At 43.8% G+C, this 14,680-nt stretch carries 10 protein-coding genes; 8 read left to right on the top strand and 2 right to left on the bottom strand.

The annotated features are described in order from the left end of the window. From AACQ42_RS09415 to AACQ42_RS09380, 8 genes are all read left to right on the top strand, one after another. A partial coding sequence (locus AACQ42_RS09415) for a hybrid sensor histidine kinase/response regulator (protein WP_141195666.1) occupies positions 1-2,044 on the top strand: 2,044 nt, incomplete at its 5' end. Further along, positions 2,041-3,819 (top strand): EAL domain-containing protein, encoded by a 1,779-nt coding sequence (locus AACQ42_RS09410; protein ID WP_094166156.1) that lies wholly within the window; start codon positions 2,041-2,043, stop codon positions 3,817-3,819. The genes AACQ42_RS09415 and AACQ42_RS09410, both read left to right, overlap by 4 nt. Before the next feature lie 522 nt (positions 3,820-4,341). After that, positions 4,342-5,973, top strand: coding sequence for an ABC transporter substrate-binding protein (locus AACQ42_RS09405; RefSeq protein WP_141195622.1), 1,632 nt, complete (start codon positions 4,342-4,344; stop codon positions 5,971-5,973). A gap of 118 nt (positions 5,974-6,091) precedes the next feature. Continuing rightward, positions 6,092-7,012, top strand: a complete 921-nt coding sequence (gene oppB, locus AACQ42_RS09400) for an oligopeptide ABC transporter permease OppB (RefSeq protein ID WP_013856495.1) — start codon at positions 6,092-6,094, stop codon at positions 7,010-7,012. A gap of 15 nt (positions 7,013-7,027) precedes the next feature. Then, a complete protein-coding gene (gene oppC / locus AACQ42_RS09395; RefSeq protein ID WP_026028150.1) occupies positions 7,028-7,930 on the top strand; it encodes an oligopeptide ABC transporter permease OppC in 903 nt (300 codons plus the stop codon). A gap of 22 nt (positions 7,931-7,952) precedes the next feature. Continuing rightward, the gene (locus AACQ42_RS09390) at positions 7,953-8,924 is read left to right on the top strand and encodes an ABC transporter ATP-binding protein (protein WP_010319733.1); all 972 of its coding nucleotides are present in this window, start codon (positions 7,953-7,955) and stop codon (positions 8,922-8,924) included. Then, positions 8,921-9,913 (top strand): murein tripeptide/oligopeptide ABC transporter ATP binding protein OppF, encoded by a 993-nt coding sequence (gene oppF / locus AACQ42_RS09385; RefSeq protein ID WP_010319732.1) that lies wholly within the window; start codon positions 8,921-8,923, stop codon positions 9,911-9,913. Before AACQ42_RS09390 ends, oppF begins: the two co-directional genes overlap by 4 nt. 180 nt (positions 9,914-10,093) lie before the next feature. Further along, a complete protein-coding gene (locus AACQ42_RS09380; protein ID WP_094166155.1) occupies positions 10,094-11,044 on the top strand; it encodes a glutathione S-transferase family protein in 951 nt (316 codons plus the stop codon). 79 nt (positions 11,045-11,123) lie between these two features. On the opposite strand, the gene pta is transcribed toward AACQ42_RS09380, so the two are convergent. Together pta and AACQ42_RS09370 are read right to left on the bottom strand one after the other, a co-directional pair. After that, positions 11,124-13,268 (bottom strand): phosphate acetyltransferase, encoded by a 2,145-nt coding sequence (gene pta / locus AACQ42_RS09375; protein ID WP_013856498.1) that lies wholly within the window; start codon positions 13,266-13,268, stop codon positions 11,124-11,126. A gap of 172 nt (positions 13,269-13,440) precedes the next feature. Continuing rightward, on the bottom strand, positions 13,441-14,637 hold the full coding sequence (locus AACQ42_RS09370; RefSeq protein ID WP_013856499.1) for an acetate kinase: 1,197 nt from the start codon (positions 14,635-14,637) through the stop codon (positions 13,441-13,443). Positions 14,638-14,680: the final 43 nt, after the last annotated feature.

Below are 14,680 nucleotides of genomic sequence, written 5' to 3'. Positions count from 1 at the left end.
TATTTTTTTGTTTTTATTATTATTTGGAATAATTATATTTTATAAGTTGAAAAGTTCCTTAAAATACAGTCAAATCAGTTCAAAACTTTCAGAAGTTCAAGTGCAATGGCTGACAGATTTGCTCGATAAAATACCCAGCATGATCTTCATTTCAGATGTGAATGGGAAAGTAGTGTTATCTAACCGTTCATATAAGCAATGTAGCAAGGCTTCTCTAATTAGTGATGATGTGAATTGCCTCATATGTACTGGCATCGGATCTGTCGATCTGTCGAATAAACACTATCAGATTGATGAGAAATATTATGTCATTAATCATGAATCGATTGCGCATCCCAAGAGTGGGGATACTCATTACTTGACCGTTTGCAGTGATATCACAGAACTCAAGCTCTCAGAATTAGCATTACGTGATTCTAACAATAAGGCACTAGAAGCTGTAGATGCGAGGAATCATTTTTTAGCTGTAATGAGTCATGAGCTTAGAACGCCAATTGCGGCCATGCTAGGGTTGATGGAGATTTTATCAACTCGAATTAAAAACGATGAGAGCCGTTTGTTATTGACGAATGCAATTCGTTCTGCCGAGAGAATTAAGCACCATGTCCATGAGATTTTAGATTTTTCAAAAATGGAAGCTCAGCAATTACAATTAGATATACGCCAGCATAATATTTTAGAAGAGTTATGTCCCACCATTAGAAGCTTTGAAGCGAGTGCTAAGTTGAAAGGCGTTGAGTTCGTTGTTGATTGGGTGCCAACAGCTATTATTTACGCAAAGTTTGATGCATTACGCTTAAATCAGGTTCTTACCAATATATTAGCCAATGCTGTTAAATTCACTACGGCAGGTACGGTTTCCATCCACGTTGAATTGACGGAAGAACAGATAGTCTTTGCCGTAAAAGATACGGGGTGCGGAATGAATGAAGCGCACTTGGATTCGTTATTTAAGCCATTTATGCAAGCGGATAAAACCATTACTCGCCAATATGGCGGTACTGGGCTTGGTATGTCAATAGTATCGAATTTAGTCAATCTAATGGATGGTCATATTACGGTTTCCAGTACGCTGAATGAGGGGACTCAAGTAACGATAATGCTTCCCATTTGTGGTGAGCCTTTGTCTGAACCGTTGAGTCAACGTAACTACCGTTGCACTAATGAACGCATTATCGAGTGGCTGAAGTGTTGGCAGGTTTCGGTGAGTCAAGGTGGGGTATCCTTGGTCGATTTTGACGCGATAATGACCAAAAAACATCTCTATCCTGACCTGCTTATTGATAAGATAAAAGATAGTGAGCAAGTGCTGGTTCAACCGAAAAAAATGAAACTTTGCGGGCATGTTTTGGTGGTTGATGATGACGCTATTAACCGTTTGTTATTAAAAAAACAGCTGCATGAACTTGGTGTGCAAGCAACCATCGTTGGTGATGGAGAAGAGGCATGCCATCTTTTACAAAGCGAAGACAGCCAGTTCGATTTACTACTAACGGACTGCCATATGCCTAAAATGGATGGTTTCGCTTTAGCAAGATTTGTTAAAAATCATATTCCGCAAGAGAGATATAAGGTGGTTATCGGTTGTACGGCGGAAGACTCACGGTTGATTGCAGAGAAGGCTTACCAGTCTGGTATGGAACACGTGTTGTATAAACCCTATTCGTTGGCGTCGCTGTATACTATGTTGAGTGGTTATCTTTCTATGTATCCTTTAGTAAATGCTGACTCAAAAAGCTGGCTTGAGAGCTTTTTACCGGGTGAAAAAAGTGAAATTGCTTCTGTTGTGGCAGAATCTTTAGCGGCCGAGGTCGATAGACTCGAAAAGCATGATTCTGATTACAAAATGATAGCCCATCGTGTTAAAGGCTCTGCCGGAGCGCTTCAACTGGATTATCTCGCGAGTCTTGCGGTTAGCTTGGAGCGCGAATTAGAACCACAAGCGGTTGTATCTGCAAAACAACGACTGATAATGGAAATGAAAATCGTGATTACACAAGCACAAGAATGGTTAGATAAACAGCAACGAGTAGATGACGAATGAACATTTTGATTGTCGAAGATGATCGAATTCAAGCCACGAGTTTGAAACTGAAACTCAGACAACTTGGATTGAATAATGTCGATATTGCAGCAAATGGACACCAAGCGTTGGCTTTATGCTTGCGCAAAGAGATATCGCTGGTTTTTTGTGATATTCATATGCCGGAAATGGACGGAGTTACGCTTTTGTCGATGCTTGGGGATAAACATCCTTCACTCGGAATTATTATATTGAGTGCTGTTGACGATGCCGTTTTAGACCTTACTTATAACATGTGCTGTTTAGCGAGCTTTAATTTTGTCGATGTTTTACGAAAACCCTATTCTATTGAGCAACTTGAAACCGTGATTCATGCGTTTCATGTGAAGTGTGAACAACAGGCCGCAAGCATTACGCCTATCTCATTAGGGTACAAAGAGATAGAAACAGCATTCAGTGAAGATTGGTTATTCAATTACTATCAACCTCAGTTTGATTTTAAAACGGGTGCCATGGTTGGAGTCGAGGCACTTGTCCGACTAGATCACCCAGTTCATGGTGTATTAAGCCCTGCGCATTTTCTGCCTCTTATTGAAGAGCTGAATTTGATGGATAAGCTGTTTTTAATTGTTTTGGATAAAGCATTATCGGCTTTAGGCAGTTTGTCAGCCGATCTCCAGTTATCTATCAATATCTCCCAGAGTAATTTACAACAGCTGATCTGTGACCCTATTCTTACTCTCTGTCACAAATACGCATTTCCCACTGATAAACTTACGCTCGAGCTGACGGAAGATCATGTCTATAACGGTACGACAGCATCACTGGCTAATCTTGCGCGTTTAAGAATGCATGGTGTTGGTTTATCCATTGATGATTTTGGCACAGGCTACGCCTCTCTAAGTCAGCTTTCAAAATTACCCTTTACAGAACTTAAAGTAGATCAAAGCTTTGTCCGTGATCTCTCCACCAATTATAAAAACCAGCAACTCACCAACATGTGCTTATTGCTAGCGCAATCCTTAGGCTTGCATTGTGTTGTCGAAGGTGTGGAGGACGAAGATACTTGGCAATATTTACGTCATTTAGGCGTGGATACTTGTCAAGGTTATTATTCGGCGATGCCGATGCCGATTGGCGATCTCGCTGAACTGTATAGCAAAAATGTCAGCAAGCAGCTAAGCCACCAAAGTATTGAAGATGGTGTGTATTGCTTATTAGTTGGAGAAAATTCGACTAGCGCTAATGCCCTAAGAAAAATGTTGATGAGAGAAAAGCGCGTTACGCAGGTGGTCGTTGCCAGTGATCTCGCTTGCGCTGTAAAGAGATTGCGTGATTTACCTTTTAATTTAGTGGTTGTGGATAGCTACTGCAGTAAAGACGCTAGTTTGCAGTTGCATCAGCATATTGAATCGATGAATTTTAAGGGAAGACTTATTTTTCTCAATGAATATCATGAAGCAATATCTGCAGAACTTGCACATGCGCGCCACATTGTGAAATCAGCTGCATTGACTGACACCATTCAGAGCATAATGGGGGAGGTCGGGCGAACAGTTAATTTTCAACCTAGTTTTCGACTCAATGAAAGACTATCCAGCAGAGAGTTGAGTGTGGCAAATTTGTTGATTCAAGGTTTGACCAATAAGCAGATAGCTAATCAACTGGATATTAATCAGAAAACAGTCAGTACTTACAAAGCGAGAATTCAAAGTAAATTGGGCATTCGTTCAGCCATGGAGCTGATTCGTTACATTGAGCTCGATCATCTTAGTGCCAGTTTGAGCATCGCGTAAACTGAATGTCGATTTGCGTAAGTATTAGATTACACTTTTCGGTGAAAGTGTTTATTTATTATTACCAATCAACACGTTGTTAATTTATTGTTAATCGATTTTAGTGACACTCTTCACGGATTTTATTTTCAGATGGCAGGATTATCCCTTTAAGTTAGATCTAACGTAACTAAGATGTTAAAAAAAGGCTGATTTTCCAGTGAAACGTGCTGAAAATGTACTCAACACTAGATGATTTAGCACTATGGTCTGACCAGATGGCGCTTGGTAACTTTAATTCACTGAGTTTGAGTTAATTGTTGGGCTATTTATCTATTCCATTAGGTAAACCATGGAATTATGCATTTTTTTGCTACGATTTTATGGCAAATTACTTCAATGGTTGCTAATGTGTGCCGCTATCCTTAGGAGTTTTTAGATTTTTCTGCTTAGTTTTTGCGCTAAATAAATCTAAAGTTCTAGCGATGCTAGAGAGCTCTCAAGGAAGTCATGGATGCAAAAATAAAAACTTGGAGTTTATGCATGTATAAAAATAAAATCACCCAAGCCCTTCTTCTAGGGGCGGGTATGGCAGTGGCTGCCACTTCTACTTTTTCTATCGCGGCTGATGTTCCAGCCGGAACCAAATTGGCCAAAGTTCAGGAAATCGTTCGTGGTAACGGTACTGAAGTCGCCACACTCGATCCTCACAAATCCCAAGGTGTTCCTGAGTCGCACGTAATTCGTGACTTATTGGAAGGGCTTGTAAACCAAGACGCGGATGGTAAAACCATTCCTGGTGTCGCAGAAAGCTGGGAAACCGCAGACAACAAAACCTTTATTTTCCATTTGCGCAAAAATGCAAAATGGTCAAATGGTGATCCTGTCACGGCTGGTGATTTTGTTTTCAGCTTCCAGCGCGCCGTCGACCCTGTAACGGCTTCTCCTTACTCTTGGTATATGGAATATACCAAGATGAAAAATGCAAAAGAGATTATTGCAGGAACGAAAGACAAAAGTGAACTTGGCGTTAAAGCTAAAGATGACCATACACTCGTTGTTGAACTTGAAGATGCTGTGCCTTATTTCGTCATGATGATGGGCCACACAACCGTGAAACCAGTCCATAAAGCGACGGTTGAAAAGTTTGGTGACCAATGGACCAAGCCTGAGCATTTTGTTGGCAACGGTGCCTACGTTGTTGATCAATGGGTTGTCAATGAGCGTTTAGTATTAAAACGTAACGAGCAATATTGGGACAATGACAAAACAGTCATTAACAAAGTCACCTTCTTGCCCATAGAAAACCAAGTATCAGAAATGAACCGTTTCCTAGCAGGCGAAATCGATATCTCTTATGAATTACCCACCGAGCACTTCAAGCGTCTGAAGAAAGAACACCCGGAATCAGTATCGATTCAGGGTAACTTGTGTACTTATTACTATCTGTTCAATACCAAAAAGGCACCATTTGACGACGTTCGCGTGCGTAAAGCGATTTCTTACGCTATCGACCGTAACATTGTGAGTGATGCGATTTTAGGTCAAGGCCAAAAACCAGCTTATTTCTTAACACCTGAAATTACTGCAGGCTTTAATCCTCAAATGCCAGCATATGGCAAGATGACGCAAAAAGAGCGCGATGCAGAAGCGGCAAAATTGTTGGCTGAAGCGGGCTTTAATAAAGACAACCCTCTGAAATTCAGCCTTCTCTACAATACATCGGAAAACCACAAGAAAATCGCTGTAGCACTGGGTTCTATGTGGAAAAAAACGCTCGGTATTAATGTCGTATTAGAGAACCAAGAGTGGAAAACCTATCTAGATTCTAAAGATCAAGGTAACTTTGAAGTGGCACGTGCTGGTTGGTGTGGTGACTATAATGAAGCGTCTTCATTCTTGACCTTGATGGTGAGCAATAACACCACGGGTGGTTTGCACTACCAAAGCGCTGAATACGATGCAATTATTGATAAAGCGTTAAAATCAACCTCTGAAGAGGAGCGCACTAAGCTATATCTGGATGCTGAAAAACTATTAACCAAAGATATGCCGATTGCCCCTATCTATCAGTATGTTAAATCTCGTTTATTATCTCCTAATGTAGGCGGCTTCCCGATGAATAACGCGGAAGAGAAGATCTACTCAAAAGATCTTTATATCACAGCAAAGTAAGTCCACTTACGCTGATAAAAATATAACGACTTAGACACTGCATGTAGCTATCTTCAGATAGTAATTTACATGCAGCGTCTTTCTAATTTTCATTGTCACAGACTGAAAGAGTGAGTTTATGCTTAAATTCATCGCAAAAAGGATATTGGAAGCGATACCAACCATGTTGGTGTTGATCACGGTATCTTTCTTTCTCATGCGTTTCGCTCCTGGTAATCCATTCTCAAGCGAACGTCCTTTACCACCGGAAGTGATGGCCAACATTGAAGCCAAATATGGCTTAGACAAACCCGTGTCTGAGCAATACTTCACCTACTTGACCAATATTTTGCAAGGTGATTTTGGCCCATCATTCAAATACCAAGATTATACGGTGAATGAATTGATCGCCGTTGCCTTGCCTGTCTCGGCAAAAGTCGGCTTTATCGCTTTTATTTTTACCGTTATCGCGGGTGTTTCCATTGGTACGATTGCCGCACTAAAACATAACACTTGGATTGACTACACCATCATGTCGACGGCAATGATTGGCGTGGTGATGCCGTCGTTTGTTCTCGCCCCAGCTTTAATTTATCTCTTCTCCTTGCATTGGAAAATATTCCCAGCTGGTGGTTGGTTAGATGGAAGTTTCCAATATTTAGTACTGCCAGTGCTGGGTATGTCGATGCTCTATATTGCCACCTTTGCCCGTATCACCCGTGGCTCAATGATAGAAACACTCAACAGTAACTTTATTCGCACGGCACGTGCGAAAGGGTTGAGTTATCCCTATATCGTTGTTAACCATGCTTTGAAGCCTGCTTTACTGCCTGTTGTGTCGTACATGGGGCCTGCGTTTGTCGGTATTATTACCGGGTCTGTAGTGATTGAAACGATTTTCGGTCTACCGGGTATCGGTAAGCTGTTTGTTAACGCTGCATTTAACCGCGATTACTCATTGGTGATGGGTGTAACCATTTTAATTGGTTTCCTATTTATTCTTTTCAACGCCATTGTTGATATTTTGCTTGCGGTCATTGACCCGAAAATTCGCTACTAACAGGGACGTATGGTTATGTTAACGAAAAGAGAAAACCTAGCCGCGGTTGAGAAGTTTTCTGAAAACTTAGAAATAGCTGGCCGCAGCTTATGGCAAGATGCGCGAATTCGCTTTATGCGTAACAGAGCGGCAATGGTCAGCTTGTGTATTCTGACGATGATGACCCTTGCGGTGATCGTACTACCGATGATGGCCCCGTATACCTATGACAATACGGACTGGTATTCAATGCACGTTGGGCCCAATGCGGATCATTGGTTCGGCACCGATAGCCTTGGGCGTGATTTGTATGTGCGTACCTTAGTTGGTGGGCGAATTTCGTTGATGGTTGGCGTAATGGGCGCGTTGGTTGCTGTTCTGATCGGCACACTTTATGGTGCGGCGTCGGGCTTCATTGGCGGTAAAGTAGACCGCATTATGATGCGTATTTTGGAGATTCTATACGCTGTTCCTTTCATGTTCCTTGTTATTGTGTTGGTCACGTTTTTTGGCCGCAATATCGTGCTTATCTTCGTCGCTATCGGTGCAATTGCATGGCTTGATATGGCGCGAATTGTGCGTGGCCAAACCTTGAGCCTACGCAGCAAAGAGTTTATTGAAGCGGCGCATGTGTGTGGCGTCAGCAACTGGAAAATTATTACACGTCATATTGTGCCAAACGTGTTGGGTATTGTAGCGGTCTATTCGACGCTGTTGATCCCAAGTATGATTTTGACAGAGTCATTTTTATCTTTCCTTGGTCTTGGTGTTCAAGAGCCGATGACAAGCTGGGGAGCACTTCTTCAAGAAGGTTCACAAACAATGGAAGTCGCTATTTGGCAACTTGCTTTCCCAGCCGCGTTCATGGTGGTCACCCTGTTTTGCTTTAACTATGTCGGTGATGGTCTGCGCGATGCGCTTGATCCTAAAGACCGATAATTAAAAGATTAAGGAAGCAATAATGAGCTTATTAGATGTCAAAGATCTACGGGTCGAATTTACCACTCAAGATGGTATTGTTACCGCTGTCAACGATTTAACTTTTTCACTGGAGCAAGGCGAAACCCTCGGTATCGTAGGGGAGTCTGGCTCTGGTAAATCGCAAACCGTGTTCGCTATTATGGGCCTACTTGCCAAAAATGGTATTATCACGGGTAGCGCAAAATTTGAAGGGAAAGAGATCCTCAATTTGCCAGAAAAAGCCTTGAACAAAGTGCGCGCTGAACAAATTGCGATGATCTTCCAAGACCCAATGACGTCACTGAATCCCTATATGAAGGTCAGCGAGCAGTTGATGGAAGTGCTGATGCTGCACAAAGGAATGAGCAAGTCGGCCGCATTTGAAGAGTCGGTACGTATGCTAGAGGCGGTTAAAATCCCCGAAGCGCGTAAGCGAATTACCATGTATCCGCATGAGTTTTCTGGCGGTATGCGTCAACGCGTTATGATTGCAATGGCGTTGTTATGCCGGCCTAAGTTACTGATTGCCGATGAACCCACCACCGCATTGGACGTAACGGTACAAGCCCAAATTATGGATTTGTTGAACGAGCTCAAAAGCGAATTCAATACCGCCATTATCATGATCACCCATGATCTAGGTGTGGTTGCGGGTTCATGTGACAAAGTATTGGTAATGTATGCTGGGCGTACGATGGAATATGGCTCTGTGGATGAGATTTTCTACAACCCGAGTCACCCTTACGCTGAAGGTTTATTAAAAGCCATTCCTCGTTTGGATACGGAAGGTGAAATATTACCAACAATTCCTGGAAACCCACCTAACTTGCTACGATTGCCACCGGGTTGCCCTTATCAAGAGCGCTGCCACCGAGTGACAGAACGCTGTAAACGTGAAGCACCTATTTTATTGCCATTTGCTGATGGTCGCCAACGTGCCTGTTTTTCTGATTGGGAGGCTTGGGTTAAATGAGCGAACAAAAACCATTATTACTGGATGTAAAGAACCTCAAAGTTCACTTCAACATTGCCTCTAAATCCGCGTGGCCGTGGTCTAAACCATCGAACCTAAAAGCCGTAGATGGCGTTAATGTGCGCCTATATGAGGGTGAAACTCTCGGCGTAGTAGGCGAATCAGGTTGCGGAAAGTCTACTTTTGCGCGAGCGATCATTGGTTTAGTCGAAGCCACCGAGGGTGAAGTGGTGTGGCTAGGAAATGATTTGACGAAAATGCATGAGGTTGAGCGTCGCAAAACCCGTAAGCAAATTCAGATGATTTTCCAAGACCCACTGGCGTCATTGAACCCAAGAATGTCGGTTGGCGATATTATTGCAGAGCCACTTCAAACCTTTTATCCAGAACTTTCGAAACAAGAAGTAAAGGATCGTGTAAAAGAGATGATGACAAAAGTCGGTTTATTGCCGAACGTCATTAACCGCTATCCCCATGAATTCTCTGGTGGTCAGTGTCAACGTATTGGTATTGCCCGTGCGCTCATTTTAAAACCGAAAATGATCATCTGTGATGAGCCAGTTTCTGCTTTGGATGTTTCAATCCAAGCGCAGGTGGTTAACCTGCTCAAAGAGCTGCAAAATGAGCTTGGTTTAAGTTTGGTTTTTATTGCCCATGATTTATCGGTAGTGAAACACATCTCTGATCGTGTACTCGTGATGTATTTAGGCAATGCGGTCGAGCTTGGCACCTCTGAGGCGTTGTTTGCGAATCCATCACACCCTTACACCAAAGCTTTGATGTCGGCTGTGCCAATTCCAGATCCGAAACTGGAGCGTGCTAAGAAAATTCAGATGCTAGAAGGGGATTTACCCTCGCCAATCAACCCGCCTTCTGGATGTGTTTTCCGTACCCGCTGTCCTCAAGCGACGGAAATCTGTGCACAGCAAAAACCGCAGATTAAAGGCAGTGATGAACATGCTGTGTCTTGTTTACATGTCGAGCTCTAAATTTAGCCTGTGACAGGCTTAAGCGCGACGCATTTCTGGGTCGCGCTTTTTTTATCTGTGCGCTTAGCGGGGTAAATCGCACTGTTCAAAATTTCTGAATAACAAGGACAACTTCCTCCGGTTTTACCATTTTCTATCCTACTTATAATAAAAAAGTCATCGGAATGAGGAGTGGAGATCATGGGAAAATTAGTTGAAGGCGTCTGGCACGATGTTTGGTATGACACCAAAAGCAGCGCTGGGCGTTTTGTTCGCGAAGACGCAGGATTCAGACACTGGGTCGACAGCCAGCCAGACGCACGATTTCAACCAGAATCGGACCGTTATCATCTGTATGTCTCTTTGGCATGCCCTTGGGCTCACCGTACATTGATTTTTCGCCAGCTTAAATCACTCACCGAACACATTGATGTTACGGTCGTTTGCCCTGACATGCTAAGTGAAGGCTGGTCTTTTGGTATTCCTGAACCACTGTTCGGCTATACCAAACTCCACCAAATCTACACCAAAGCAAAGGTAGATTATTCAGGGCGAGTAACTGTACCTGTGCTGTGGGATAAGAAGACCAATACCATTGTTAGCAATGAATCTTCTGAGATTATTCGCATGTTTAACAGTGCATTTAATGAGTTAACGGGTAACCAGCACGACTACTATCCGCAAGCACTCAGCAAAGCTATCGATGAATGGAATGCGTATATCTACCCCAATATTAATAATGGCGTCTATCGATGTGGGTTTGCGACCACGCAAGAGGCCTATGACGATGCTTATGATGCACTCTTTACGGCATTAGATAAGGTCAACAATCATTTAGCGACGTATCGCTACTTGGTCGGTAACCAGATCACCGAGGCGGATTGGCGTTTATTCACTACACTTATCCGTTTTGATGCTGTTTACGTCGGGCATTTTAAATGCAATAAACAGCGTATCGCCGATTATGAGAACTTAAGCGGTTACTTAAAAGAGCTTTACCAAATCGACGGTATCAAACAAACGACCGATTTTTACCACATCAAACGCCACTATTATTTCAGCCATATCGGTATCAACCCAACGCAAGTGGTACCTAAGGGGCCGGATCTTGATCTTGATACGCCCCATGAGCGCGGTTTTATTGGGTTATAACGAGGGTGGAAGTGTGCTATAAAAAAGGCTCTTATGTGATACATAAGAGCCTTTTAATCAGCAAGTTAAGCTAAGAATTTTATTTTGTTTCTTGGCTTGCTTGAATCGCCGTCAACGCGATTGTGTAAACAATGTCGTCAACCAACGCACCGCGAGACAAATCGTTTACTGGTTTACGCATGCCTTGCAGCATTGGACCGATAGAAACAAGGTCTGCTGAGCGTTGTACTGCTTTGTAAGTTGTATTACCTGTGTTTAGGTCAGGGAAGACAAATACCGTTGCTTTACCAGCGACTGGAGAGTTTGGTGCTTTAGAAGCCGCCACGTTTTCCATGATTGCAGCATCGTATTGCAGAGGACCGTCGATAATAAGATCTGGACGTTTCTCTTGAGCAATGCGCGTCGCTTCACGCACTTTATCTACATCAGCACCTTTACCTGATTCACCTGTCGAGTAGGAAATCATCGCCACGCGCGGGTCAATGCCGAATGCCGCCGCAGAATCGGCCGATTGAATCGCAATTTCAGCAAGCTGTTCAGCATTTGGATCTGGGTTGATGGCGCAGTCGCCGTATACCAACACTTGATCAGGCAATAGCATGAAGAAGATAGAGGATACAATCGAGGCATTTGGCGCGGTCTTAATGATTTGGAATGGAGGAACAATGGTGTTGGCTGTGGTATGAACCGCACCAGAAACCAAACCGTCAACTTCATCCGCTTCAAGCATCATTGTGCCAAGGAATACTGAATCTTGCAGTTTTTCACGAGCCACAACTTCCGTCATGCCTTTTGAACCACGCAGCTCAACCAAGCGAGCGACGTAGTTTTCGCGCACTGAGTCAGCATCGATAATTTCAACGCCAGCACCTAACTCAACACCTTGCTGCGCAGCAACGCGGCGGATTTCATCAGGGTTACCAAGTAGAACACAAGTCGCAATACCGCGCTCAGCACAAATAGATGCGGCTTTCACTGTGCGTGGTTCATCCCCTTCAGGAAGCACAATACGTTTACCTGCACGACGAGCATACTCAGTTAACTGGTAACGGAATGCTGGCGGGCTAAGGCGACGAATACCTTGCGTGCCTTCAGTGAGCGAATTAATCCAAGGACCATCGATGTGGCTAGCAACATGATCGCTGATGAACTCGATACGTTCTTTATCGTCAGCTGGAACTTCTAGGCTAAAGCTTTGTAGGTTGAGTGACGTTTGCCAAGTGTTACCTTGCGCTTTAAAAATAGGCAATCCGCTTTCAAAGGCTGGTTTACATAGGTTCACAATCTCTTGTGGCATATCGTAACCGCCAGTCAGCAGTACCGCACCAATTTCAACGCCATTCATTGCAGCCAGAGAGGCGGCAACAATCACGTCAGGACGATCGGCCGATGTCACTAAGAGTGATCCTGGCTTAAAGTGCTCAATCATGTGTGGCAAAGAACGCGCACAGAAAGTGATGCTCTTAATACGACGAGACTTAATTTCACCTTCATTAATGATTTCAGCTTTCAGGTGTTTGGCCATATCAATAGCACGAGTCGCGATAAGATCGATACTCCAAGGCACGCAACCTAACACACGAATTGGGCTAGTGTTAAAGATCTGCATCACTTCTAAATTGGCTTGTTTCGCGCTATCTGCATCATCAAAAATTTCTGATAAGTCAGGGCGAGTACGGCCTGCTTCATCAACAGGGGCATTAAGCTTGTTGATAATAACACCTGAAATGTTTTTATTTTTTGTTCCACCAAAGTTTGAGCACGCAACTTCAATACGCTCTTTCAACTGAGTTGGGTTGTCCGTTCCCGGTGTCGCGACAAACACAATTTCTGCGCCCAGTGTTTTGGCAATTTCTGCGTTCACTTGGTTCGCGAATGGGTGCTTGCGTGTTGGCACAAGGCCTTCAATCAGCGTTACTTCAGAATCTTTATTGATGTGGTTATAACGCTCAACGACGGTTTCAAGCAACACATCCATCTTTTCGCTACCGATCAACGTTTCTGCCGCTGACATCATCATCGGTTCTGCAATGCTGATGTCGCTGTTGCGACCGATAATCGTTGAAGTGAGATCAGGTTGATCGCCACCCGAGCGAGGTTGTGCAATAGGCTTATAAAAAGAAACGCTAACACCTTTACGCTCCATGGCGCGAAGGACACCCATGCTCACGCTGGTAAGACCAACACCAGCGCTGATAGGGATAAGCATAATAGTACGGGACATGAGTAGAGTACCTCAAACTATTGAAATCAATCTAACCGAAACTAGATTGAAAAAGGAACAAAGCCCAACATGACCTTCTTCGGAAATAAGCCTGCTGACCTAAATCGATAGAAACTAAGGGTTGAGCCCCGGTAAAAAACTGGCTAACTCAGAGAGTTAGCCAGAAAGTCAATTAAAGGCCTGCCAGACGAGCAGTATCTTCAGCAATCACTAGCTCTTCATTGGTCGAGATAACCATAGCTGGAATACGGCTGTTTGCCGTTGTGATCACACCTTCGCCGCCAAAACGTGCTTTTAGGTTTGCTGCGCTGTCGACTTCGATACCGAAGATAGCCAAACGGTTTAGTACCATTTCACGGATAGGGCCTGAGTTCTCACCGATACCACCAGTGAAGACGATAGCGTCTAGGCGACCGTCAAGGCTTGCTGTGTAGCCGGCCACGTATTTTGCTAGGCGGTGGCAGAACACGTCCATTGCACGAGTCGCTTCTTCTTTCTCACCGTAGTTATCTTCAACAAAACGGCAATCCGAAGTCACTTGAGTTAAGCCTTGTAGGCCAGACTCTTTGGTTAGCATAGTGTTGATTTGATCAACAGAGTAACCCAGTGCATCGTGCAGGTGGAAGATGATTGCAGGGTCGATGTCACCACAACGTGTGCCCATCACCAAACCTTCAAGCGGCGTTAGGCCCATTGAAGTATCAACTGATTGACCGTTTTTGATCGCACAAACAGAAGCACCATTGCCTAGGTGACAGTTGATGATGTTAACTTCTTCAACTGGCTTGTTGAGTAGGCCTGCAACTTCACGAGTGATGAATAAGTGTGAAGTACCATGCATGCCATAACGACGGATACCATGCTCTTTGTATAGATTGTACGGAAGAGCGTATAGGAAAGACTCTTCAGGCATAGTTTGATGGAACGCAGTATCAAACACAGCTACGTTTTGAAGCTCAGGGAAGTTTTTCTTAGCGGCTTCGATACCGATGATGTGTGCTGGGTTATGAAGCGGTGCAAAGGTTGCAGCGTCTTGAATACCTTTCAGTACATCATCAGAGATAAGTGCAGATTGAGTGAACTGCTCACCACCGTGTACGATACGGTGACCGATAGCGCCAAGGTTAGCTTTAAGCTCTGGCTTAGAAGCCAGAATAGTTTCAACCATAAACGCGAGTGCTTCTTCGTGCGCTGCACCTTCGCCTAGTTGCGCTTCGTGTTTACCGTCAAGTTTCCACTTGATACGTGCTTCAGGAAGGTGAAGACATTCAGCAAGACCTGATAGGTGCTCAGCACCTGTTTCTGCATCGACAACAGCAAATTTAAGAGAAGAACTACCGCAGTTTAAAACTAAAACTAGCTTAGACATGTGTGACTACCTGTAATAATCGGTTAGGATAAAAATCATTCAC

Source organism: Vibrio sp. V12_P9A6T4, from assembly GCF_963874835.1.
GTDB classification, from domain to species: Bacteria; Pseudomonadota; Gammaproteobacteria; order Enterobacterales; family Vibrionaceae; genus Vibrio; species Vibrio anguillarum.
Note: the sequence above shows the minus strand (reverse complement) of the source record. Positions and strands in the feature narration are given on the sequence as shown.